The organism is Buttiauxella noackiae, from assembly GCF_000737905.1.
In the GTDB taxonomy this organism is placed as follows: Bacteria; Pseudomonadota; Gammaproteobacteria; order Enterobacterales; family Enterobacteriaceae; genus Buttiauxella; species Buttiauxella noackiae.
In genome coordinates this window covers 1,334,658-1,359,794 of record NZ_JPRU01000001.1, presented here as the reverse complement: position 1 = coordinate 1,359,794, position 25,137 = coordinate 1,334,658, and the positions used below count along the sequence as shown (strand labels likewise).

The 25,137-nt window shown below is 49.4% G+C and carries 19 protein-coding genes; 17 read left to right on the top strand and 2 right to left on the bottom strand.

Going from position 1 to position 25,137, the window contains the following annotated elements:
* Window positions 1–43: 43 nt before the first annotated feature.
* Window positions 44–1,801: a 30S ribosomal protein S12 methylthiotransferase accessory factor YcaO gene (ycaO, locus tag IX31_RS06265; protein WP_034456376.1), complete on the bottom strand. Its 1,758-nt coding sequence runs from the start codon at window positions 1,799–1,801 to the stop codon at window positions 44–46.
* 138 nt (window positions 1,802–1,939) lie between these two features.
* Here ycaO and IX31_RS06260 point away from each other — a divergent pair, with 138 nt between their 5' ends.
* From IX31_RS06260 to IX31_RS06200, 13 genes are all read left to right on the top strand, one after another.
* The gene (locus IX31_RS06260; RefSeq protein WP_034456374.1) at window positions 1,940–2,632 is read left to right on the top strand and encodes a DUF421 domain-containing protein; all 693 of its coding nucleotides are present in this window, start codon (window positions 1,940–1,942) and stop codon (window positions 2,630–2,632) included.
* A 160-nt stretch (window positions 2,633–2,792) separates the two neighbouring features.
* On the top strand, window positions 2,793–3,878 hold the full coding sequence (serC, locus tag IX31_RS06255; RefSeq protein ID WP_034456372.1) for a 3-phosphoserine/phosphohydroxythreonine transaminase: 1,086 nt from the start codon (window positions 2,793–2,795) through the stop codon (window positions 3,876–3,878).
* 79 nt (window positions 3,879–3,957) lie between these two features.
* Window positions 3,958–5,241 carry a 3-phosphoshikimate 1-carboxyvinyltransferase gene (gene aroA, locus IX31_RS06250; RefSeq protein WP_034457199.1) on the top strand — a complete coding sequence of 428 codons (1,284 nt, stop codon included), beginning with the start codon at window positions 3,958–3,960 and terminating at the stop codon, window positions 5,239–5,241.
* A 250-nt stretch (window positions 5,242–5,491) separates the two neighbouring features.
* Entirely contained in the window at window positions 5,492–6,178 is a 687-nt protein-coding gene (gene cmk, locus IX31_RS06245; RefSeq protein ID WP_034456370.1) for a (d)CMP kinase, read from the top strand.
* Window positions 6,179–6,359: 181 nt separating this feature from the next.
* A complete protein-coding gene (gene rpsA / locus IX31_RS06240) occupies window positions 6,360–8,051 on the top strand; it encodes a 30S ribosomal protein S1 (protein ID WP_277813396.1) in 1,692 nt (563 codons plus the stop codon).
* Between the two features lie 90 nt (window positions 8,052–8,141).
* On the top strand, window positions 8,142–8,429 hold the full coding sequence (ihfB, locus tag IX31_RS06235; protein ID WP_034456367.1) for an integration host factor subunit beta: 288 nt from the start codon (window positions 8,142–8,144) through the stop codon (window positions 8,427–8,429).
* A gap of 202 nt (window positions 8,430–8,631) precedes the next feature.
* Complete coding sequence (locus tag IX31_RS06230; protein ID WP_034456365.1) at window positions 8,632–10,902, top strand: ComEC family protein; 2,271 nt, start codon at window positions 8,632–8,634, stop codon at window positions 10,900–10,902.
* A gap of 37 nt (window positions 10,903–10,939) precedes the next feature.
* Window positions 10,940–12,688 carry a lipid A ABC transporter ATP-binding protein/permease MsbA gene (msbA, locus tag IX31_RS06225; RefSeq protein WP_034456363.1) on the top strand — a complete coding sequence of 583 codons (1,749 nt, stop codon included), beginning with the start codon at window positions 10,940–10,942 and terminating at the stop codon, window positions 12,686–12,688.
* Complete coding sequence (lpxK, locus tag IX31_RS06220) at window positions 12,685–13,668, top strand: tetraacyldisaccharide 4'-kinase (RefSeq protein WP_034456361.1); 984 nt, start codon at window positions 12,685–12,687, stop codon at window positions 13,666–13,668. Before msbA ends, lpxK begins: the two co-directional genes overlap by 4 nt.
* Before the next feature lie 50 nt (window positions 13,669–13,718).
* Window positions 13,719–14,954, top strand: a complete 1,236-nt coding sequence (locus IX31_RS06215) for a winged helix-turn-helix domain-containing protein (protein WP_034456359.1) — start codon at window positions 13,719–13,721, stop codon at window positions 14,952–14,954.
* 46 nt (window positions 14,955–15,000) lie between these two features.
* Complete coding sequence (gene ycaR / locus IX31_RS06210) at window positions 15,001–15,183, top strand: protein YcaR (RefSeq protein WP_034456356.1); 183 nt, start codon at window positions 15,001–15,003, stop codon at window positions 15,181–15,183.
* Window positions 15,180–15,926 carry a 3-deoxy-manno-octulosonate cytidylyltransferase gene (kdsB, locus tag IX31_RS06205; protein WP_034456354.1) on the top strand — a complete coding sequence of 249 codons (747 nt, stop codon included), beginning with the start codon at window positions 15,180–15,182 and terminating at the stop codon, window positions 15,924–15,926. Before ycaR ends, kdsB begins: the two co-directional genes overlap by 4 nt.
* Window positions 15,927–16,068: 142 nt before the next feature.
* Window positions 16,069–16,962: a YcbJ family phosphotransferase gene (locus IX31_RS06200; RefSeq protein ID WP_034456353.1), complete on the top strand. Its 894-nt coding sequence runs from the start codon at window positions 16,069–16,071 to the stop codon at window positions 16,960–16,962.
* Here IX31_RS06200 and elyC read toward each other — a convergent pair.
* On the bottom strand, window positions 16,942–17,718 hold the full coding sequence (gene elyC, locus IX31_RS06195) for an envelope biogenesis factor ElyC (protein ID WP_034456351.1): 777 nt from the start codon (window positions 17,716–17,718) through the stop codon (window positions 16,942–16,944). The two genes, IX31_RS06200 and elyC, sit on opposite strands and share 21 nt — an antisense overlap.
* Before the next feature lie 134 nt (window positions 17,719–17,852).
* Here elyC and cmoM point away from each other — a divergent pair, with 134 nt between their 5' ends.
* From cmoM to mukB, 4 genes are read left to right on the top strand one after another with little or no spacing between them, the layout of a single operon-like run.
* Complete coding sequence (cmoM, locus tag IX31_RS06190; RefSeq protein WP_034456349.1) at window positions 17,853–18,641, top strand: tRNA uridine 5-oxyacetic acid(34) methyltransferase CmoM; 789 nt, start codon at window positions 17,853–17,855, stop codon at window positions 18,639–18,641.
* Window positions 18,634–19,956 carry a chromosome partition protein MukF gene (gene mukF / locus IX31_RS06185; protein WP_034456348.1) on the top strand — a complete coding sequence of 441 codons (1,323 nt, stop codon included), beginning with the start codon at window positions 18,634–18,636 and terminating at the stop codon, window positions 19,954–19,956. Before cmoM ends, mukF begins: the two co-directional genes overlap by 8 nt.
* The gene (gene mukE / locus IX31_RS06180; RefSeq protein WP_034456346.1) at window positions 19,937–20,653 is read left to right on the top strand and encodes a chromosome partition protein MukE; all 717 of its coding nucleotides are present in this window, start codon (window positions 19,937–19,939) and stop codon (window positions 20,651–20,653) included. The genes mukF and mukE overlap by 20 nt, the downstream gene beginning before the upstream one ends.
* Window positions 20,650–25,098, top strand: coding sequence for a chromosome partition protein MukB (gene mukB / locus IX31_RS06175; RefSeq protein WP_034456344.1), 4,449 nt, complete (start codon window positions 20,650–20,652; stop codon window positions 25,096–25,098). Before mukE ends, mukB begins: the two co-directional genes overlap by 4 nt.
* Window positions 25,099–25,137 lie beyond the last annotated feature (39 nt).

The window sequence follows — 25,137 nt, the reverse complement described above, 5'->3', positions numbered from 1 at the left end:
TAAACATTATGGTTTACGCACCTTTGAGTTTCTTTTTGTTACTTTATTTCCAGAACGCAGCCTTTGCGCGTTGCAATTTTTCATATGCGTTCAATAGCGCCTGATGTGCAGGGAAGGCTTTCAAATCGCTATCTACAACTTGCAGCCCATAGAATGCAGCTTCTCCACTCAGGGCTGCACTCGCGGCTTCAACCGTTTCTGCGCCGTACATGCGTACGAAGGCATTCAGGTATTGCAATGGCTGGCGGTCTTCTTCCATTGCCAGCAGCAGTAGCGTTTGCAGGCAACGGTAATAGTTAGCACGCTCGGCGCTGAAAATAGACGCATTGAACTCCATCGTCCATTCAGTCCAGATCAGCGCCTGCTCGGTATCACCGCCAGCCAGAGCCAGCATGGCTTTCAATTCACCAATACGCAGCGTGTACCAACCGTTATCTTTACCTGTGGCCAGACCCAGCAATTCACGCACACGAGTGAAGTCATCGTGGCCTTCTTCATCTAACTGAGAAATCAGGTCCAGATAATCTTGCTTCTCCCACTCGCTACCTGGCAGAGCCAGAATTGTATCGCGCAGGTGATAGCCCATATTGTTGTTTGCGAGTAGCAGGTCTTCCGCCGGGTAAATATCGGACATGCCTGGAACGATGATGCGGCAAGCGTAAACATCCAGATGCTGGTAGTCAGCGATGTAGACTTCCTGGTCTTCTGCATCAAAGATTGCCATCAACGTGGCGAACTCTTCTTCTGTTGTGCCGGAGAAGCTCCAGTCAACAAATGGATAGTCAGCATCTTGCTTGAACATATCCCAGGAGATCAGGCCGCTGGAGTCGATAAAGTGAGTTTCGAGATTGGCATGCTCTGCCACTTCTTCGTCGTCAAACGTTGGTGGAGTGAACACATCAAGATCTTTCAGGCCACGGCCTTGCAGTAGTTCTGTCACGGTACGTTCCAGTGCTACACCGAAATCAGGGTGAGCACCGAAGGAGGCGAAGCAGGTGCCATTTGCCGGGTTGAACAACACCACGCAGATAACCGGATATTTACCACCTAATGAACCGTCGTAAGCAAAGATCGGGAAACCTTCAGCTTCAAGCGTTGCAATTGACTCAACCACGCCCGGATAACGAGCCAGCACTTCCTGTGGGATTTCTGGCAGGCTGATGCTTTCTGCGATAATGCGATTTTTAATGTGACGTTCGAAGACTTCTGAGAGCGCTTGTACGCGAGCTTCGTTCGCGGTGTTCCCTGCGGACATCCCATTTGAAACGTACAGATTGCCGATGATGTTCATCGGGATATACACGGTTTCTTGATCGGACTGGCGGGTGAATGGCAGCGCACAGATACCGCGCTCTTCATTACCTGATTGCAGGTCGATAAGCATACCTGCGGTGACTTCGTTTTCAGGGTCGTAAAACGCGCGCAGACGTGAGTCCAGAATGCCTTCCGGCAATTGCTCATCTTCTGGGATTGGGAACCATTTCTCGTTTGGATAATGCACGAACGGGCCATTAGCGATGGTTTTGCCCAACCAGAAATCAGCAAAGAAATAGTTAGTCGACAGACGTTCGAAATATTCACCCAGCGCTGAAGCTAAAGCGGCTTTTTTAGTTGCGCCTTTGCCATTGGTAAAGCACAGCGCGCTGTCTTTATCACGGATATGTACGGACCAGACGTTCGGTACAGGGTTTAACCAGGAAGCTTCTTCTATATTAAAGCCAAGATCGGCGAGTTTGGTCTGAAAGCGAGCGATGGAATCTTCCAGAGCGGCATCTTTGCCAGGAATAAAGGTTTGAGTCATGAGGTTTCACTTTTGTCGTACGCAAAGCGCGCAATGATACGGGTTTTAGCAGACTGACGCCATCGTCAGCAGCACGCAGGCGGCCTTAGCATAACAGTCTATGCTTACTGTCAGTAACCTACTGTTATGGCGGTATAAATGAAGACCTTTGATCTCCAGCGGATGGCGCTAGACAAAGTCCCTTTAGATTTTCTGTGGGAAGTGGCTTTTCGTAGCCTTTACACCTTTGTACTTGTGTTCTTGTTTTTAAAGATAACCGGGCGGCGTGGCGTAAGGCAGATGTCGTTGTTTGAAGTGTTGATAATTCTGACTCTTGGCTCAGCGGCAGGTGATGTGGCGTTTTATGACGATGTGCCGATGCTGCCTGTCTTCATCGTATTTATGACGCTCGCTTGCTTATATCGTTTGGCTATGTGGTTGATGAGCCACAGTGAAAAACTCGAAAATCTGATGGAAGGAAAACCTGCGGTAATAATAGAAGAAGGTGAGTTTGCCTGGGAAAAAATGCAGGCACAAAACATGACCGAATTTGAGTTCTTCATGGAACTACGCCTGCATGGTGTAGAGCATTTGGGGCAGGTTCGGCTGGCAATATTAGAAACCAATGGGCAGATTAGCGTCTATTACTTCCCCGATGATTTGGTCAGGCCGGGTTTATCTATATTGCCTGAGTATTGTAGCGAGCGTTTCGAGAGGGTGCCGGAGGATGGGGATTACGCCTGCATTCGATGTAGTGAAGTGCTGACGTTAAATGCGGGAACAAAAATTCTTTGTCCACGCTGTAAACATCATCAATGGGTCAAAGCCAGCACGGCAACACGAGTCACCTGACGGGTGGTTATCGGGCGTTTAATTCAGCGACTGGTTGATTATGTTGTGTGATTTTGCGCACATTACCAAGCCATGTCTGATTAACCGTTGCAGCCTCTGCATCTGAGTGATAAAACCGATAGCGTGATAAAACTTATTGCTCTAAGCGTGGTGAGGGGAAATGGCTCAGGTATACAATTTTAGTTCCGGCCCGGCAATGCTGCCGGCTGAAGTGCTTCGTCGTGCGCAACTTGAACTTTGCGACTGGCAAGGTTTAGGCACCTCCGTAATGGAGATTAGCCACCGTGGTAAAGAGTTTATTGAGGTCGCTGAAGAAGCTGAAAAAGATTTTCGTGATCTGCTGCAAATCCCCTCAAACTACAAAGTTTTGTTCTGTCACGGCGGTGGTCGCGGCCAATTTGCTGGTGTACCGTTAAACCTGCTGGGCGACAAAACTACCGCTGATTATGTTGATGGTGGTTACTGGGCGAGCAGCGCAGTAAAAGAAGCGCATAAATACTGCACTCCGAATGTTATTGATGCCAAAGTCACAATCGATGGCCTGCGTGCCATCAAACCGATGAGCGAGTGGCAGGTTTCTGAAAACAGTGCCTACTTGCACTATTGCCCGAACGAAACTATTGACGGTATCGCGACTCATGAAACGCCAGATTTCGGTGATAAAGTTGTGGTTGCTGACTACTCATCCTCTATTTTGTCGCACCCGATGGATATCAGCCGGTTTGGTGTTGTTTACGCTGGTGCGCAGAAAAACATCGGCCCTGCGGGTTTGACGTTGGTTATTGTGCGTGAAGATTTGCTCGGCAAGGCGCATAAAGCGTGCCCGTCAATTCTTGACTACACCGTGCTTAACGAAAATGACTCCATGTTTAACACCCCGCCAACGTTCGCATGGTACCTTTCCGGCCTGGTCTTCAAATGGCTGAAAGAGCAGGGCGGCGTTGAAGTAATGGACAAAATCAACAAAGCAAAAGCTGAGTTGTTATATGGTGTTATTGATAAAAGCGACTTCTACCGTAACGATGTGGCTGCGGCTAACCGTTCACGTATGAATGTGCCGTTCCAGTTAGCTGACAGTGCCCTTGATAAAGTGTTCCTGGAAGAGTCGTTTGCCGCAGGTCTGCATGCACTGAAGGGCCACCGCGTAGTGGGTGGAATGCGCGCATCCATCTACAATGCGATGCCGCTTGAAGGTGTACAAGCGTTAACCAATTTTATGGTCGACTTCGAACGTCGCCACGGTTAATCGCTGCTCGTTGTTATTCTCCCCGCGACCTGTTTAGCGGGGTTTTTATTCTGTTTGAGTTGAGAGTATTTTCCCCATGCTGGAATCCCTGACGTTACAACCCATCGCCCTTGTCGACGGCACGATTAATCTTCCTGGTTCAAAAAGTGTCTCTAACAGAGCTCTTTTGCTGGCTGCGCTGGCTAATGGCACCACCGAACTGACTAATTTGCTGGATAGCGACGATGTGCGTCATATGCTTAACGCGCTGAAAGCTCTGGGCGTGACTTATACGCTCTCTGCTGACCGCACGCGTTGCGAAGTGACTGGTATGGGTGGCCCACTTCAAGCGTCAGGCGAGCTGGACTTGTTCTTAGGGAATGCGGGTACGGCGATGCGTCCACTGGCAGCTGCACTGTGTCTGGGAGGCAACAATATCGTGTTGACGGGCGAACCGCGCATGAAAGAACGCCCAATTGGCCATCTGGTTGATGCATTACGCCAGGGTGGCGCTCAGATCGAATATCTGGAGCAGGAAAATTACCCACCGCTACGTTTGCGTGGTGGCTTTAGCGGCGGCCAGGTTTCGGTTGATGGTAGTGTTTCCAGCCAGTTTCTGACGGCGCTTTTAATGACTGCGCCACTGGCGGCAAATGACACCGAAATCACTATAAAAGGTGAGCTGGTATCAAAGCCGTATATCGATATTACCTTGCACCTGATGAAAACATTTGGCGTTGACGTCGAAAATCGTGATTACCGCAGCTTTGTTATTCGTGGCGGCCAGCAATACACCTCACCGGGTGCTTATCTGGTAGAAGGCGATGCATCTTCCGCTTCTTACTTCCTGGCAGCTGGCGCAATCAAAGGCGGCACGGTAAAAGTCACGGGTATTGGTCGCAACAGCGTACAAGGCGATATCCGCTTTGCTGATGTGCTAGAAAAAATGGGTGCAAAAATTACCTGGGGCGATGATTTCATCTCCTGCGAACGCGGGGAACTTAACGCCATTGATATGGATATGAACCATATTCCGGATGCTGCGATGACCATTGCCACAGCGGCCTTGTTCGCTAAAGGCACCACGACACTGCGCAATATCTACAACTGGCGTGTGAAAGAGACTGACCGCCTGAGCGCAATGGCAACAGAATTGCGTAAAGTTGGAGCTGTGGTGGAAGAGGGTGAAGATTACATTTCCGTTACTCCGCCAGCTCAGCTACAGGTTGCTGAAATCGGCACCTATAACGACCACCGTATGGCGATGTGTTTTTCGCTAGTGGCGTTATCCGACACACCTGTAACTATCCTTGACCCGAAATGTACCGCGAAAACTTTCCCGGACTATTTCGAGCAGTTAGCACGCATTAGCACCCCGGCTTAATAGATGAATATCAGCTCCGACCAAACAATGTGGCGGAGCTGGTTTCAACAAATTTTCCCTTCTGATATCACATCCTCTATATCTATTGCTGCTGTTTTTCCAGGCTTTTTAACGTAAGTTGCGCAATTCTTCTACACTCAGCCTCATTAACTACGATAATTGGCAGGAAAGGTAACGGTCAGTAATCTGGCGGCGTATAATATGCGGCGTTGATATTTTAGGTCCGCAATTCCAGCGAGAGGAGAGTACGATGACGGCACCCGCCCCGGTAATAACGATTGATGGCCCAAGCGGCGCAGGTAAAGGTACGCTGTGTAAGGCCATGGCGGAAGCATTGCAATGGCATCTACTTGATTCTGGTGCAATTTATCGAGTTCTTGCTTTAGCGGCCCTGCATCACCAGGTTGATGTGACTTCTGAAGATGCGCTGGTTCCACTGGCTGCACATCTGGATGTGCGCTTTGTCGCGAGTAATGGCAATCTGGAAGTTATCCTTGAAGGTGAGGATGTCAGCGCGGAGATTCGTACTCAGGACGTCGCCAATGCAGCGTCTCAAGTCGCCGCTTTTCCTCGTGTACGTGAAGCGTTATTACGCCGTCAGCGCGCGTTCAGAGAGGCCCCTGGCCTGATTGCTGATGGCCGTGATATGGGAACAGTTGTTTTCCCTGACGCACCGGTAAAAATTTTCCTTGACGCCTCATCTGAAGAGCGCGCTCACAGGCGAATGCTGCAGTTGCAGGAAAAGGGCTTTAGTGTTAACTTTGAGCGCCTTTTGGCAGAAATTAAAGAACGTGATGATCGTGACCGTAACCGTGCAGTAGCACCGTTAGTGCCAGCCGCAGATGCGTTGGTGCTGGATTCAACCAGCATGTCCATTGACGAAGTCATCAAACAAGCGCTGACCTATGCGCAGAAGATTTTAACACCAGCACAATAGTCAATATTGTGCTGGTGTCTGTTTTGTCATATTTGTCATGATATTGCCATAATGGTATCCTGACATATCGGGTAAGTTTCTTACCCCTGTAACCTAAACCCTGTCGGCATGGAGCCAATGGCGGGGTATGTGAAACAACCCCATTCGGCGGGATGCTAAATGGACGTTAAACAAAAGAACCTTGAAGATTAACAACATGACTGAATCTTTCGCTCAACTCTTTGAAGAATCCCTGAAAACAATCGAAACCCGTCCGGGTTCCATCGTTCGTGGCGTAGTAGTTGCTATCGACAAAGATATCGTACTGGTTGACGCTGGTCTGAAATCTGAGTCTGCAATTCCTGTAGAGCAGTTCAAAAATGCTGCTGGCGAACTGGAAATCCAGGTTGGTGACGAAGTTGATGTTGCTCTGGACGCTGTTGAAGATGGCTTTGGCGAAACTCTGCTGTCCCGTGAAAAAGCTAAGCGTCACGAAGCTTGGATCACGCTGGAAAAAGCTTACGAAGAAGCTGAAACTGTGGTCGGTATCATCAACGGCAAAGTTAAGGGTGGCTTCACTGTAGAGCTGAACGGTATTCGTGCGTTCCTGCCAGGTTCACTGGTAGATGTTCGTCCGGTACGTGACACTCTGCACCTGGAAGGCAAAGAGCTTGAGTTCAAAGTCATCAAGCTGGACCAGAAGCGTAACAACGTTGTTGTTTCTCGTCGTGCAGTTATCGAATCCGAAAACAGCGCAGAACGTGATCAACTGCTGGAAAACCTGCAAGAAGGCATGGAAGTTAAAGGTATCGTTAAGAACCTCACTGACTACGGTGCATTCGTTGATCTGGGCGGCGTTGACGGCCTGCTGCACATCACTGATATGGCATGGAAACGCGTTAAGCATCCAAGCGAAATCGTGAATGTTGGCGATGAAATTACCGTTAAAGTACTGAAGTTCGACCGTGAGCGTACTCGTGTGTCTCTGGGTCTGAAACAACTGGGCGAAGATCCATGGGTCGCAATCGCTAAGCGTTATCCAGAAGGTACCAAACTGACTGGTCGCGTGACTAACCTGACTGATTACGGCTGCTTCGTAGAAATCGAAGAAGGCGTTGAAGGTCTGGTTCACGTTTCCGAAATGGATTGGACCAACAAAAACATCCACCCATCCAAAGTTGTTAACGTTGGTGATGTAGTGGAAGTTATGGTTCTGGATATCGACGAAGAACGTCGTCGTATCTCCCTGGGTCTGAAGCAGTGCAAATCTAACCCATGGCAGCTGTTCGCTGAAACCCACAACAAGGGCGACCGCGTTGAAGGTAAAATCAAGTCTATCACTGACTTCGGTATCTTCATCGGCCTGGACGGAGGCATCGACGGCCTGGTTCACCTGTCTGATATCTCCTGGAACGTTGCAGGCGAAGAAGCAGTTCGTGAATATAAGAAAGGCGACGAAATCGCGGCTGTGGTTCTGCAAGTTGACGCAGAACGTGAGCGTATCTCCCTGGGTGTTAAACAACTCGCAGAAGATCCGTTCAACAACTACGTTGCACTGAACAAGAAAGGTACTATCGTTACTGGTAAAGTAACAGCAGTTGACGCGAAAGGTGCTACAGTTGAATTAGCAGATGGCGTAGAAGGCTACCTGCGTGCTTCTGAAGCTTCCCGTGACCGCGTTGAAGATGCAACTCTGGTTCTGAGCGTAGGCGACGACGTTGAAGCTAAATTCACCGGCGTTGACCGTAAAAACCGTGTTGTAAGCCTGTCTGTTCGTGCTAAGGACGAAGCTGACGAGAAAGATGCAATCGCTACTGTTAACAACAAACAGGAAGATGCACCGAACTTCTCTAACGCAATGGCTGAAGCATTCAAAGCAGCTAAAGGCGAGTAATCGCCCGAGCACTAAATCAGGGCGGCTACGGCCGCCCTTGTTCGATTGATAGCTGTAAGTTAATTTTCCTGAAAGGAAACCGGAGGAATCATGACCAAGTCAGAATTGATAGAAAGACTTGCAACTCAGCAATCTCACATCCCGGCGAAAGCTGTAGAAGATGCAGTTAAAGAGATGCTGGAGCATATGGCCTCTACTCTCGCCCAAGGTGAGCGTATAGAAATCCGGGGTTTCGGCAGTTTTTCCTTACACTATCGCGCACCTCGCACCGGACGTAACCCTAAAACTGGCGACAAAGTGGATCTGGAAGGCAAATACGTTCCACACTTTAAACCAGGTAAAGAATTACGTGACCGCGCCAACATTTACGGCAATTAAATCTTCGGATTTGATTCTTAAGAGCGGCACCTTCGGGTGCCGTTTTTTTATGTCTGAAATTTATATTTCCGAGTCTCCTCGCAAAAATATTAAGCCCATTTTCAAATCGCATAAAATCTGTGGAAACCTTCTCGTGAAATCAATAAACCCAGGCTGACGCAAATGCCAGGATACCTCAGACTGCCTGCAACAAGGAGGCGCTGTGAGGAATCTTATCGGGCTATGTTGTAGTGCAATTATTGGTACTCTACCTCTGCTGTGGTTGCCCGTTATTCCAGGGTTGCGAGCCATTGCAATATTGTTCATGGCTGCATTGGGTGTCGCACTCATTCGTCACCCATTGGCACGTTATCTCGCATTGAGCATGCTTTGTTGTAGCTGGGCATTATTTTCTGCGAGAGAAATCTTGATCCCCGTTGAGGGATGGACGGGTAAACCTGTTGTGGTCGAAGCCGTCATTAATCGTAGTGATGGCAAGCAAGATCATGAAATGCAGATAGTTTCGATGGCTGGGAGAATTGTTTTCCCAGCTTTAGGTATCAGGAGTCAGAGTAGTTATTTACCAGATAGTGTCTGTGCTGGGCAACGCTGGCGCATGAAAGTCTATCTTCGCCCTGTGCATGGGCAACTCAACGAAGGAGGCTTCGATAGTCAGCGTTATGCTCTTGCACAGCACCAACCATTAAGTGCACGTATTATTTCAGCCCAGCGCATTACGCAGCGGTGTAGCTTACGTGCCCAGTGGTTATCTGTCGTTGAAACTGCAACCCAGGCGTTACCCTATCAAGGAGTTATTCTTGCACTGGCGTTTGGTGAACGATATGGGATTAGTGACGAGCAAAAAAATATGCTGCGCCAAAGTGGAACAGCACATCTGATGGCTATTTCTGGGATGCATATTTCACTGGCAGCGATGATTGGCTGGTTAATGGGTCGTTTACTGCAATTGGCTTTTCCAGCCCACAGAATTTATTTCCGAATGCCGTTATTCGCAAGTGTACTTGCTGCTGGGATTTACACCTGGCTTGCAGGAGGAAATCCTCCGGCAGTGAGAGCATTGATTGGCGTTGTTATATGGCTATTTTTGCGATTACAGGGCCGGAATTGGTCGGGTTGGGAAGTCTGGCTTTGTTGCATTACCTGTATCCTTATTTATGATCCTTTGACCGTTTTATCTGACAGTTTCTGGTTATCGGTACTGGCTGTTGCGGCACTTATTTTCTGGTATCAGTGGATGCCGCTTCCTCGATATATTGCAACTGCGAAATGGTTTTATCGGTACCCATTAGCGCTAATACATCTGCAAATTGGCATTATGATTTTGTTGTTGCCACTACAAGTTTTAATCTTTCATGGCATCAGTGTTAGCGCCTTGCTTGCGAACTTATTGGCGGTCCCGCTCATTTCGTTTGTTGTGGTTCCTCTAATATTGGTAGCACTCGTTTTTACGTCGACTCCGTGGCTCGGAGAATATATCTGGTGGAGTGTTGACCGTTCGCTGACTCTTCTTTTTACCGCACTATCTTTATTGCCCGATGGTTGGCTAGAGGTCGATAAGCGTTTTCAGGCTCTTAGCTTGAGTGGTTGGCTCGCTGTCATTATCCATCGTTTATCCCTGTGGCGTAGTTCATGTCTATCGGTAATTGTTCTGATGTTGTCTTTGTCCACCCCAGTAATACGGGCTGAGAAGAAAGACAACTCATGGCAAGTGAATATGCTGGATATTGGGCATGGATTGGCGATTGCTATTGTCCGCCATGGGAAAGTCTTTCTGTATGATGCAGGAAATGCCTGGCCTGGCGGCGATGCTGCTCAACAAGTGATCATCCCCTGGCTGCGCTGGCACCATTTATCTCTCGAACAAGCAATTATTAGCCATGAGCATCTGGATCACCGTGGCGGTTTGCTTAGTTTGCAACGTGAATGGCCAACACTAAAAATTCGCAGCCCATTGCTATGGGAAGGGCATCATTCTTGTTTTCAAGGGGATCGTTGGCAATGGCAGGGTTTGGAATTTACCGTGAAGTGGCCCCCCGCACAGCCTCTGATGAAAGGTAATAACGGCTCATGCGTTGTGATGGTCAGTGACGGTAACGTTCGTATTTTATTAACCGGAGATGTGGAAGCTGAAGCGGAATTAGCTATGCTGAAGGGGCGATGGGGAACCTTACATGCTGATATTATTCAAGTCCCTCATCACGGCAGCCGGACATCTTCGAGTGCACCTTTGTTGCGTGCTGTCGCTGGAAGTGCTGCATTTTCTTCTTCATCGCGCTATAACGCCTGGCATTTGCCCTCCGCAAAAGTAGTTCAACGCTACCAGTTGCAGGGGTACAAATGGTATGACACAGCGCAATCGGGCCAACTCACTATCGATATAAATAGTGATAAATGGCAAATCAATAGCTTCAGAGCACAAATTTCACCCCGTTGGTATCATCAGTGGTTTGGTGTATCCCGGGATAATGGGTAGAATATGCGGCTATTTCATCAAATGCTGGTTCGACTTAATGCAGAACGATAAAGATCTCTCCACATTGCAGACCTTCCGCCGTCTATGGCCGATGATTGCGCCTTTTAAAGCTGGTCTGATCGTGGCTGGGATTGCGTTAATCCTCAACGCAGCCAGCGATACGTTTATGCTATCGCTGCTCAAACCGTTACTGGATGATGGTTTTGGTAAAACGGATAAATCTGTTTTGTTATGGATGCCACTGGTTGTCATCGGGCTTATGGTGATGCGCGGTATCACAAGCTATGTCTCAAGCTACTGCATTTCCTGGGTTTCAGGGCAGGTAGTAATGAACATGCGTCGTCGCTTGTTCAGCCATATGATGGGAATGCCGGTTTCGTTCTTTGACCAACAGTCTACGGGTACACTGCTTTCGCGCATTACCTATGACTCTGAACAAGTTGCTTCATCCTCATCTAGTGCTCTGATAACGGTAGTACGCGAAGGCGCCTCCATCATTGGCCTGTTTGTGCTGATGTTCTGGTATAGCTGGCAGCTTTCGCTGATTCTGATAGTTCTGGCACCTATCGTTTCCTTTGCGATTCGCATGGTTTCCAAGCGTTTCCGTAATATCAGCAAAAACATGCAAAACACCATGGGGCAGGTAACGACCAGTGCTGAGCAGATGCTGAAAGGTCACAAAGAGGTGTTGATCTTTGGCGGTCAGGAAGTGGAAACCGAGCGCTTCAACAAAGTCAGTAACCGTATGCGTCGCCAGGGTATGAAACTAGTATCTGCCTCGTCTATTTCTGACCCGATTATTCAGCTCATTGCCTCTCTGGCTCTGGCTTTCGTCATTTACGCGGCAAGCTTCCCGAGTGTCATGGAAACGTTAACCGCTGGTACCATCACCGTTGTGTTCTCTTCCATGATTGCACTGATGCGCCCACTGAAATCGCTGACTAACGTCAATGCTCAGTTCCAGCGCGGTATGGCGGCATGTCAGACTTTGTTCTCTATCCTCGATTCAGAGCAAGAGAAAGACGAAGGAACTCGCGTAATTGAACGTGCGAAAGGGGATGTTGAATTCCGTGACGTGACCTTTACCTATCCTGGCCGCGAAATACCAGCGCTGCGTAAAATCGACCTGACCATTCCTGCTGGCAAAACAGTGGCATTGGTAGGGCGTTCCGGCTCTGGTAAATCAACGATCGCCAGCCTGATGACGCGTTTTTACGATATTGACGAAGGTAGCATTACCATTGATGGCGTGGATATTCGTGAATACACTTTGTCTTCTTTGCGTAATCAGGTTGCTCTCGTTTCGCAAAACGTCCATTTGTTCAATGACACGATTGCCAACAACATTGCTTACGCGCGTACTGAACAGTACAGCCGTAGTGATATAGAGAATGCCGCGCGCATGGCCTACGCCATGGATTTCATCAATAAGATGGAAAACGGCCTTGATACAATCATCGGTGAAAATGGCGTGCTGCTTTCAGGTGGTCAGCGCCAGCGTATTGCCATTGCTCGTGCGTTATTGCGTGACAGCCCAATCCTGATTCTGGATGAAGCGACATCTGCGTTGGATACGGAATCTGAACGTGCCATTCAGGCGGCACTTGATGAACTACAGAAGAACCGTACCTCGCTGGTAATTGCTCACCGCTTATCAACCATTGAACAGGCGGATGAAATCGTGGTTGTTGAAGATGGCCGTATCGTGGAACGTGGTCCACATGCAGAACTGATTGAGCATCGCGGTGTTTACGCGCAACTGCACAGGATGCAATTCGGGCAATGATAGAACGCATTTGGTCGGGGAAATCTCCTCTCTACCTTTTGCTCTTACCGCTCTCCTGGCTTTATGGTCTGGTGAGTGGTGCTATTCGTCTTAGTTACCGATTAGGTATAAAAAAAACCTGGCGTGCGCCGGTACCTGTGGTGGTCGTGGGTAACCTGACTGCTGGTGGTAACGGTAAAACGCCGGTTGTTATCTGGCTTGTCGAACAGCTACAGCAGCGCGGAGTTCGCGTTGGTGTTGTTTCTCGAGGTTACGGCGGTAAATCTGAGCATTATCCGCTGTTGCTTGACCAGAACACGACGACGATGCAGGCAGGCGACGAACCCGTACTTATTTATCAACGCACTGGCGCTGCTGTGGCGGTTGCGCCTCGTCGAAGTGATGCTGTGCAAATGCTCGTTGAAAAAGTACATCCGCAGCTGATTATTACAGATGACGGTTTGCAGCATTACGCTCTCGGGCGCGATAAAGAAATTGTTGTCATTGATGGTGTCCGGCGATTTGGCAACGGCTGGTGGCTTCCAGCTGGCCCAATGCGTGAGAGAACAGGGCGACTGGCTTCTGTCGACGCAATTATCACCAATGGTGGCAATGTTCAGGCTGGTGAAATAGCCATGACGCTGCGCCCGGGCGATGCGGTTAATTTGCTTACCGGTGAACACCGGCCTGCGCGCATGTTGCAAAACGTGGTTGCTATGGCAGGAATTGGCCATCCCCCCCGTTTTTTTGCTACTTTGCAGCAATGTGGCGTAACTCCAGTTAATACGGTTAGCCTCGCAGACCATCAGGCTCTGAGTGAAAGTGATGTGGCTAAATTAGTCCAGCCGGGGCAAGCCCTGTTGATGACTGAAAAAGATGCTGTGAAGTGCCGTGTTTTCGTTACGGGCCATGAAAACTGGTGGTATTTGCCCGTCGATGCACACCTGGCGCAACCGCAGGCCAACGAGTTATTGCAATCACTATTGGCGCTGGTGCGCTAACTTTAGGTTATCGCACCAGAATTCGAGTTTGCTGACGACAGGATTTCTTCATGTCCGTACCGCAACTGACTTTACGTGCAGCCCGCAATCTTCACCTTGCGGCGCAAGGCTTATTAGTAAAGCCTCGTCGCCGTGCTAAACCTGCTGATATTGTTGCCGCCATCTCCCGTATGTCCCTTCTACAAATTGATACCATCAATATCGTTGCGCGCAGCCCTTATCTGGTGCTGTTCAGCCGATTAGGTAATTACCCGCAAACCTGGCTAGATGATGCTTTGCTCAAGGGCGATTTAATGGAGTATTGGGCACATGAAGCGTGCTTCCTACCGAGAAAAGACTTTTCGCTAATCCGCCACCGGATGCTCAACCCTGAAAAAATGGGCTGGAAATATCGTCCTGAATGGATGATTGAGCACGCCGAAGAGATCGAAAAACTCTTAACGCATATCGAGAGCAATGGTCCGGTGCGCTCCGCTGATTTTGAGCATCCACGAAAAGGTTCCAGTGGCTGGTGGGAATGGAAACCGCATAAAAAACATCTTGAAGGCTTGTTTACCGCAGGCAAGGTGATGGTGATTGAGCGTCGCAATTTTCAACGTGTTTACGATCTGACCTCACGCGTACTGCCGCACTGGGATGACAAGTTACATCTGATTCATCAGGCAGATGCCGAACAGCAAATGCTGGAGAACAGCGCTCGTAGCCTTGGCATTTTTCGCGCTGAGTGGCTGGCAGATTATTATCGTCTGAAGAATGTCTCAATTAAGCCATTGCTGGCCCAATGGCAGGAAAAAGGCATCGTTATTCCTGTTAATGTCGAGAGTATTGGCGAGATGTGGTTGCATTGCGACCAATGGCCATTGCTGGAAAAGGCTGAGAAAAACACCTTGCGAGCGACCTACAGTGCGGTGCTGTCACCGTTTGATCCGGTGGTCTGGGATCGTAAACGTGCTGAAGAACTTTTTAACTTTTCTTATCGACTGGAATGTTATACCCCTGCTCAGAAACGTAAATACGGTTATTTCGTTCTTCCGTTGCTGCATCAAGGAGTGCTGGTGGGAAGAGTTGATGCAAAAATGCATCGCAAAAGTAACTTATTAGAAATTATCAGTCTGTATCTTGAAGAAGGTATTAAGGCTGAGCCGTCATTGATTAACGGCTTGCACAAGGCACTAACCGATTTTGCCCGCTGGCAGGGTGCAACCTTGATTCGCTTCGGGAATATTCCCGCCACGTTAACGGCATCATGGGGTGAAGGCTGGGAAATTAGCCCGGAGAGCGAGTAAGTTATGTTATTCTGCTGCCTTTGATGGCAGCCATTCTGGAGTAACCATGGATCATCGATTACTTGAAATCATTGCTTGTCCGGTTTGTAACGGCAAGCTCTACTTTAATCAGGAAAAGCAGGAGCTTATCTGCAAACCTGATCATCTGGCGTTTCCTCTGCGCGATGGTATTCCGGTGCTGCTGGAGACTGAAGCTCGAGTTCTGACTTCTGACGAGAAAAATCCATGAGTTTTGTGGCAATAATCCCTGCCCGCTATGCCTCTACACGCTTACCGGGTAAACCGCTTAAAGATATCAATGGCAAACCGATGGTCGTTCACGTTATGGAACGTGCTCGCGAATCGGGTGCTGAACGTATCATTGTGGCAACCGATCATGAGGATGTGGCTCGTGCAGTGGAAGCTGCCGGCGGCGAAGTTTGTATGACTCGCGCTGATCATCAGTCTGGCACTGAGCGTCTTGCTGAAGTGATTGAAAAATGTGGTTTTAGCGATGACACCGTGATTGTGAATGTGCAAGGTGATGAGCCAATGATCCCTCCAGCGATCATCAGCCAGGTTGCCAGCAATCTTGCGAACAGCGAGGCGGGTATGGCAACGCTTGCTGTGCCAATCGATTCTGCTGAAGAAGCGTTTAACCCGAATGCAGTAAAAGTGGTGATGGACGCGCAGGGCTACGCCCTCTATTTCTCTCGTGCGACCATTCCATGGGACAGAGACCGCTTTGCACAATCGCGTGAACAGATCGGTGATTCCCTTTTACGCCACATTGGTATCTACGGCTACCGCGCAGGTTTCATCCGTCGCTACGTGACCTGGGAGCCAAGCCAGCTTGAGCAAATCGAAATGCTCGAACAGCTGCGCGTACTGTGGAATGGTGAAAAAATCCATGTTGCGGTTGCGAAAGAAGTCCCGAGTATTGGTGTTGATACACCAGAAGATTTAGAGCGTGTGCGACAAGCGATGATTTAATCCTCAGTTATCAATGCTTAGAAAAAAACCGGTGCTTAGCGCCGGTTTTTTACTATCTGAAGGCATATTGATCTGAGAGTGATGACAACCTCTGCCTTCAAGCTCATTATAAAAACACCAGTGTTGTAAGGGGTAATGAGTCATGGAGTTACTACGCAAGGAGTTGAGTCATCTGCTGGGTGAAAAACTAAGCCGGATTGAATGTATCAATGAACAGCCAAATAGCACCTTGTGGTCGCTGTATGACAGTGACGGCAATGCGATGTCATTGCTGGCTAAAAGTTTTAGTACTCCAGGTCTCGCCGCTCAGCTAGCCTGGAAAATGTCCATGCTAACGCGTTCCGGAACGATTCGCATGCCTGTGGTTTACGGCGTGGTGACACATGACGAGACGCCGGGGCCAGACGTATTATTAATGGAGCGTTTACGGGGGGTTCCCGTCGAAGCGCCAACCCGCACACCTGATCGCTGGGAGCATCTAAAAGATCAAATTGTTGAAGGGCTTCTTGCATGGCATCGTGTCGATAGCCGTGGGTGTGTCGGTAACGTCGATAGCACACAAGAAAATATCTGGCCTTCATGGTATCGGCAGCATGTAGAAACATTGTGGGCCACCATCAATCAATACCCCAATAATGGCCTGACGATGCAAGACAGGCGCATTTTGTTCCGCACCCGCGAATGTTTGCCACGTTTATTCGAAGACTTTAACGACAACTGTGTACTGGTGCATGGCAACTTTACGCTTCGCAGTATGTTAAAAGATGGGCGCAGCGATCAGCTTCTGGCAATGGTCAATCCCGGAATAACGCTTTGGGCGCCGCGTGAATATGAAATATTCCGTCTGTTTGAACCTGGTCAGTCTGAAAGCCTGATGTGGCACTACTTACAACGAGCTCCGGTTGCGGAGTCATTTCTATGGCGACGGTGGTTGTATATTCTGTGGGATGGTGTAGCGCAGTTATTACAGACGGGCCGACTTAATCGACCCGCCTTCGATGTGGCTGCAAAAAACTTACTTCCCTGGATCGCCTGACGGCCCTTTCAACCACTGCCAGATGCGGCCGAGGGTTTCGTAGCCAACCCGGTCACTATGCATTAACCAAATTGGCGATGGAATTATGCGCTCCCAAGGATTCAGCGGTGATTCGATGGCCAGTTGGTTAGCGGGGGCTGGAATAGGGTGCAAACCGGCATTGCGGAAGAAAATCATCGCCCGTGGCAGATGGGAAGCAGAAGTCACTAATAAGAATGGCTGCTGGCCAATCGTTTTTGCCACCGCAGCAGCTTCTTCTTCAGTATCTTTTGGTTCATCAAGGGTAATTATTTGCGAACGCGGGACACCTAAACTTTCAGCAACTCTCGCTCCCGCCTCAGCGGTACTCACCGGGTTGGTCATTGCTCTTGCGCCCGTGAAGATAATTTTTGCTCCAGGATTTGCCTGCCATAAGCGTACCCCTTCGGCCAGCCGAGGCAAACTATTGCTGATGAGATTGGAACTTGGTGCCCAATCAGGGTTCCATGTATAGCCGCCACCGAGTACCACAATGTAGTCCACTTTTTCGCTGCCACGCCATGTTGGGTAGGTGTCCTCGATGGGCTTGAGCATTTTATCGGCCACCGGTTGTAGGCTAATCAGCAGCAAAACTAACCAACTCACGCTTAATAGCGCTTTGGCGCTTTTTTGCCAACGAGTGAACCACAACAAGCAAAGTGCTACCCCCATCATCAATAATAAAAAAGGGAGAGGCAGCAGCAGCCCGCCGATAAATTTTTTCAGGATAAAAAGCATGAATTATGGGTCCTTTTTAGCCATATAATAGGCAAACGCTGGTGATATTACACCAGACGGGTTCATTCCTGGCGCAGCTGTGCCAAAATACCCACTTTCTCGTATGAACCCTTTTCCCTCATGGAGCCGTACCCGTGCGTGACCGCAATTTTGATGATATTGCTGAGAAGTTCTCACGCAACATTTACGGTACAACCAAAGGGCAGCTCCGCCAGGCCATCTTATGGCAAGACCTTGATGCTTTGCTGGCAACTATGCCTGAAAAAATCCGCGTTCTGGATGCGGGGGGTGGCGAAGGGCAAACTGCGTGTGGTCTTGCTGAGCGGGGCCATGAAGTTCTGCTTTGTGATGTTTCTGCACAGATGATTTCTCGTGCTAAAGCTCTGGCTGATGAGAAAGGTGTGAGCGGCAACATGCATTTCGTACATTCCTCCGCTCAGGATATTGGCCAACATTTGGAAAAACCGGTTGATCTGATATTGTTTCACGCGGTGCTGGAATGGGTCGTAGATCCGCAAGCCGTACTCAAAACACTATGGGATTGCCTGGCACCCGGCGGTGCTTTATCCCTGATGTTCTACAATGCTAACGGCTTGCTGATGCGGAACATGTTTGTCGGCAACTTTGAATATGTTCTTCAGGGTATGAAAAAGAACAAACGGAAAACGCTTTCGCCTGACAATCCGCTACAGCCAGAACAGGTCTATCACTGGCTGGAGCAAATTGGCTGGCAGATTACCGGTAAAACCGGTGTGCGAGTATTCCACGATTACTTGCGCGATAAGCATAAACAACACGATGGTTTTGAGAATTTGCTTGAACTGGAAACGCGTTATTGCCGCCAGGAACCTTTTGTTAGCCTCGGCCGCTATATCCACGTGACAGCAATCAAGCCGCTTGAGCCAAGGAAAAATTATGAGTGATGTTTCCCAGACAGTGCCGGAGCTGGTTGCCTGGGCCAGGAAAAATGACTATTCGATTTCGCTACCTACAGAACGTCTGACGTTTCTGTTGGCGATCGCGACCTTAAACGGTGAGCGGCTAGATGGCGAAATGAGTGAAGGTGAGCTGATTGACGCTTTCCGTTACGTGAGTGAAGGCTTTGATCAAACCAGCGAAACAATTAACGTTCGTGCCAATAACGCCATCAATGACATGGTGCGCCAGCGTTTGATCAACCGTTTCGTCAGTGAAATCAATGAAGGCAATGCAATTTATCGCCTGACGCCTCTCGGTATCGGCATTACCGATTACTACATTCGCCAGCGTGAGTTTTCAACGTTGCGTTTATCTATGCAGCTATCGATAGTTGCTGGTGAATTGAAACGTGCTGCCGACTCAGCAGATGAAGGTGGTGATGAATTCCACTGGCATCGCAACGTGTTCGCGCCATTAAAATATTCCGTCGCCGAGATTTTTGACAGTATCGATCTCACGCAGCGCATCATGGATGAACACCAGCAACAGGTTAAAGATGATATTGCACAGCTGCTGAACAAAGACTGGCGTGCAGCCATCTCTAGTTGCGAAATGCTGTTGTCCGAAACATCGGGTACGTTACGTGAGTTACAGGACACCCTGGAAGCTGCGGGCGATAAATTGCAGGCAAATTTATTACGTATTCAGGATTCGATTCTGGGGCGCGATGATCTGCACTTTGTTGACCGTCTGGTGTTTGATCTGCAAAGCAAACTCGACCGTATCGTCAGTTGGGGCCAGCAGGCTATCGACCTGTGGATTGGCTATGACCGCCATGTTCATAAATTCATTCGTACCGCCATCGATATGGATAAAAACCGCGTCTTTGCGCAACGTCTGCGTGTCTCGGTTCAAAACTATTTCGATGCGCCATGGGCTCTGACCTACGCTAATGCCGATCGTCTGCTGGATATGCGCGATGAAGAAATGACGTTGCGTGACGATGAGGTGATGGGCGAACTGCCAAGCGATTTGGAATTCGAAGAGTTCAATGAAATCCGCGAACAACTTGCCGCAATGATTGAAGCTGCCCTCCAGGTCTATAAAACCAGACAAGTGCCACTAGATTTGGGCATTGTCATGCGGGACTATCTGGCGCAATACCCACGCGCACGCCATTTTGATGTGGCGAGAATCGTAGTCGACCAGGCGGTACGTCTGGGTGTGGCTGAAGCAGACTTTACTGGCTTGCCGCCACAGTGGCAGGCAATTAACGATTACGGAGCCAAGGTACAGGCGCATGTCATCAACAAATATTGAAAAAGTGATGCCAGTAAAACTGGCACAGGCGTTGGCCAATCCGTTATTTCCGGCACTCGATAGCCAACTGCGCGCAGGTCGCCATGTCGGGCTCGATGAACTGGATAATCATGCTTATTTGATGGACTTCCAGGATGAACTGGAAGAGTTCTATACCCGTTATAATGTGGAGTTGATTCGAGCACCTGAAGGTTTCTTCTATTTGCGCCCACGCTCCACCACGCTGATCCCGCGCTCAGTACTGTCTGAGTTGGACATGATGGTAGGTAAGATTCTCTGTTACCTCTATCTCAGTCCAGAACGGTTGGCGAATGAAGGTATTTTCACACAGGCCGAGCTGTACGATGAGCTGTTGACGCTTGCGGATGAAAGCAAGCTACTCAAGCTGGTAAACAACCGTTCTACTGGCTCAGATCTCGACCGTCAAAAGCTGCAAGAGAAAGTCCGTGCCTCATTAACGCGTTTACGCCGTCTTGGCATGATCTGGTTTATGGGCCATGACAGCAGCAAATTCCGCATTACCGAATCAGTATTCCGCTTTGGTGCAGACGTACGTGCTGGCGACGATGCGCGTGAAGCGCAACTCCGCATGATCCGTGATGGTGAAGCGATGCCGGTAGAAACTCGTTTGCAACTCAATGATGAAACTGAAGAGTCGCAATTGGCTTCAGATAACGCGGAGGATGAACAGGAATGATTGAACGCGGTAAGTTTCGCTCACTAACGCTGATTAACTGGAACGGTTTCTTCGCGCGTACTTTTGATTTAGATGAACTGGTGACCACGCTTTCTGGCGGTAATGGTGCCGGTAAATCCACTACTATGGCAGCGTTCGTAACCGCGCTAATCCCCGACTTAACCCTGTTGCACTTCCGTAACACTACTGAAGCGGGAGCGACATCAGGTTCACGTGACAAAGGTCTGCACGGCAAATTAAAAGCGGGTGTCTGCTACTCCTTGTTGGATGTGGTCAACTCACGTAATCAGCGTGTTGTGGTCGGTGTGCGCCTGCAACAAGTGGCTGGACGTGATCGCAAAGTCGACATCAAACCGTTTGCGATTCAAGGTTTACCGTCTTCCATTCAGCCAACTCAGTTGTTAACGGAAACATTAAATGAGCGTCAGGCTCGCGTACTGAGCTTGCAAGAACTGAAAGATAAAGTGGAAGCCATCGAAGGCGTTCAATTTAAACAGTTCAACTCGATTACCGATTACCACTCGTTGATGTTCGATTTGGGCATTGTTGCACGTCGTCTGCGCAGTGCTTCCGACCGTAGTAAGTACTACCGTCTTATCGAAGCCTCGCTATACGGCGGGATTTCCAGCGCTATTACTCGTTCACTGCGCGACTATCTGTTGCCAGAAAACGGCGGTGTGCGTAAAGCCTTCCAGGATATGGAAGCGGCTTTGCGTGAAAACCGTATGACGCTTGAAGCGATTCGCGTCACCCAGTCAGACCGTGATCTGTTTAAGCATTTGATTTCTGAAGCGACTAACTATGTAGCTGCTGATTACATGCGCCACGCTAATGAACGTCGTATCCATCTGGATAAAGCGCTCGAATTCCGTCGTGAACTATTGACCAGCCGTAAACAACTGGCTGCGGAGCAATATAAACATGTCGAAATGGCGCGCGAGCTTGCAGAACATAGCGGTGCGGAAGGGGATCTGGAAACTGATTATCAGGCCGCCAGCGATCACCTGAACCTGGTGCAAACGGCGATTCGCCAGCAGGAAAAAATCGAGCGTTACGAAGCTGACCTCGACGAACTGCAAATGCGCCTCGAAGAACAAAATGAAATTGTTGCCGAAGCATCAGAGCAGCAAGAAGAGAATGAAGCTCGCGCAGAAGCCGCAGAGCTGGAAGTCGATGAGCTGAAAAGTCAGCTGGCCGACTACCAACAAGCACTCGATGTACAACAGACGCGTGCTATTCAATACCAGCAAGCATTGCAAGCACTTGAGCGCGCGCGCGCGCTTTGTCACTTGCCAGATTTGACTGCTGACAGTGCTGAAGAGTGGCTTGAAACCTTCCAGGCGAAAGAGCAGGAAACAACCGAAAAACTGCTGACACTTGAACAGAAGATGAGTGTGGCACAAACGGCGCATAGCCAGTTTGAGCATGCTTATCAGCTAGTCACCGCTATTAATGGTCCGGTGAGCCGTAGTGACGCCTGGAATGTTGCGCGTGAATTACTGCGTGACAGCAATAACCAGCGCCACCTGATGGAACAAGTTCAGCCGCTCAGAGCACGTCTTAATGAACTTGAACAACGCCTGCGTGAACAGCAAGAAGCCGAACGTATGTTTGCTGAGTTCTGCAAGCGTCAGGGCAAACACTTTGATCCTGAAGATCTGGAAGTGTTGCACGAAGAACTTTCTGAACGCATCGAGACATTGCAGCAACGTGTTTCTGATGCCAGCGATCAGCGTGCAAATTTGCGCCAGGAACAAGAGCAAATTCAAGCGCGCATCAAACGCCTCCAGCAGCGTGCGCCAATCTGGCTTTCCGCACAAACCAGCCTTACCCAGTTGTGCGAGCAGAGTCATGAGCAGTTTGAAAGTAGCCAGCAAGTTACTGAATACATGCAGCAACTGCTTGAGCGTGAGCGTGAAGTCACGGTTGAACGTGATGAAGTGGGAGCGCGTAAACGGGCCATTGACGAGGAAATCGAACGCCTTAGCCAACCAGGTGGTGCTGAAGACCCACGTTTAAATGCCCTGGCTGAACGTTTTGGCGGCGTGTTGTTGTCGGAGATTTATGACGACATTAGCATTGATGACGCACCGTACTTCTCTGCGTTGTACGGCCCATCACGTCACGCGATCGTGGTTCCAGATTTGTCACTGGTTCGCGATCAACTGGATAATCTTGAAGATTGCCCGGAAGACCTGTATCTGATTGAAGGGGACCCATCTTCCTTCGATGACAGCGTGTTTACCGTTGAAGAGCTTAATGCTGCCGTTCTGGTAAAAACGGCAGAGCGCCAGTGGCGTTATTCTCGTTTGCCGGTGTTGCCTCTGTTTGGCCGCGCAGCACGTGAGAATCGCCTTGAAAACCTCCATGCTGAGCGTGAAACTCTGGCGGAGCGTTTTGCCACGCTGTCGTTCGATGTTCAGAAATCTCAGCGTTTGCACCAGGCATTTAGCCGCTTTATTGGACAACATTTGGGTGTGGCATTTGATGATGATCCAGAAGTGGAAATTCGTCAGCTCAATACTCGTCGTGGTGAAGTTGAACGCGCTATCAGCAACCACGAAAATGACAATCAGCAACAGCGTCAGCAATTTGAACAGGCTAAAGAAGGGGTTGATCAACTTAACCGCCTGTTGCCTCGCATCAGTTTGCTCAATGACGAAACGCTGGCCGATCGTTGTGACGAAATTCGCGAACGTCTGGATGAAGCCGATGAAGCCGCGCGTTTCCTCCATCATTTCGGTAATCAACTGGCTAAACTCGAAGCTGTGGCTTCGGTGTTGCAAAGTGACCCTGAGCAGTTCGAACAGCTAAAAGAAGATTATCAGTACGCACAACAGGTTCAGCGTGATGCACGCCAGCAGGCGTTCGCGTTGACCGAAGTGGTGCAGCGTCGTGCGCACTTTGGTTACTCTGACTCAGCCGCTATGCTTGATGGCAATAGCGATTTGAATGAAAAACTGCGTAACCGCCTGGAGCATGCTGAAGCTGAGCGTACCCGTTCGCGTGAGGCACTGCGTAGCCATGCCCAGCAACTGAGTCAGTTCAGCCAGTTAATGGCGTCGTTGAAAAGCTCCTTTGATACCAAAAAAGAGCTGCTGACCGATCTACATAAAGAGCTGCAGGATATAGGCGTTCGTGCTGATATCGGCGCAGAAGAACGCGCCCGCGCCCGCCGGGACGAATTGCACACCGCTTTGAGTAACAACCGCTCACGCCGTAATCAGCTTGAAAAAGCGCTGACCATGTGTGAAGCAGAAATGAGCAACCTGACCCGCAAGCTCAAGCAACTAGAGCGCAGCTATTTCGAAATGCGTGAGCATGTTGTTACCGCGAAAGCAGGCTGGTGTGCCGTGATGCGTATGGTGAAAGAAAACGGCGTAGAGCGTCGTTTGCATCGCCGCGAGCTGGCCTATGTCACCGGCGATGAGCTGCGTTCAATCTCGGATAAAGCATTGGGTGCCTTGCGCCTTGCTGTAGCGGATAACGAACATCTGCGCGATGTGCTTCGTATGTCAGAAGATCCAAAACGACCTGAGCGCAAAATTCAGTTCTTTGTCGCGGTTTATCAGCATCTGCGCGAACGCATTCGTCAGGATATTATCCGTACCGATGACCCTGTCGAAGCCATCGAGCAGATGGAAATTGAGCTGAGCCGTCTCACGGAAGAGTTGACCTCTCGTGAGCAAAAACTGGCAATCAGTTCACGTAGTGCGGCGAACATCATTCGCAAGACGATTCAGCGCGAGCAGAACCGCATCCGCATGCTTAACCAAGGGTTGCAAAGCGTCTCCTTTGGCCAGGTAAACAGCGTGCGTTTAAATGTGAACGTTCGTGAAACGCATGCGACATTGCTGAATGTGCTGTCGGAACAACATGAACAGCATCAGGATCTGTTTAATAGTAATCGCCTGAGCTTCTCGGAAGCATTAGCGAAACTGTATCAACGCCTGAATCCGCAAATTGATATGGGGCAGCGCACACCACAAACTATTGGGGAAGAGCTGCTCGATTACCGCAACTACCTGGAAATGGAAGTTGAAGTAAACCGTGGTTCAGATGGCTGGTTGCGTGCGGAAAGTGGCGCATTGTCGACAGGTGAAGCTATCGGTACCGGTATGTCAATTCTGGTAATGGTCGTTCAAAGCTGGGAAGAAGAGTCACGCCGACTGCGTGGTAAAGATATCTCCCCATGCCGTTTACTGTTCCTCGATGAGGCGGCACGACTGGATGCGAAGTCAATTGCTACACTGTTTGAGCTGTGTGAGCGACTTGAAATGCAACTGATCATTGCTGCACCTGAGAACATTAGTCCGGAAAAAGGCACCACTTACAAGCTGGTACGTAAGGTTGTTCAGAACCATGAGCACGTCCATGTTGTAGGTCTCAGAGGCTTTGCGCCGCCCCTTCCTGAGCCGGTTCTCGGCACAATAGATGCGTCATAAAAATCGCGGGCTACGGCCCGCGTTTTCTTTTCTAAGAAT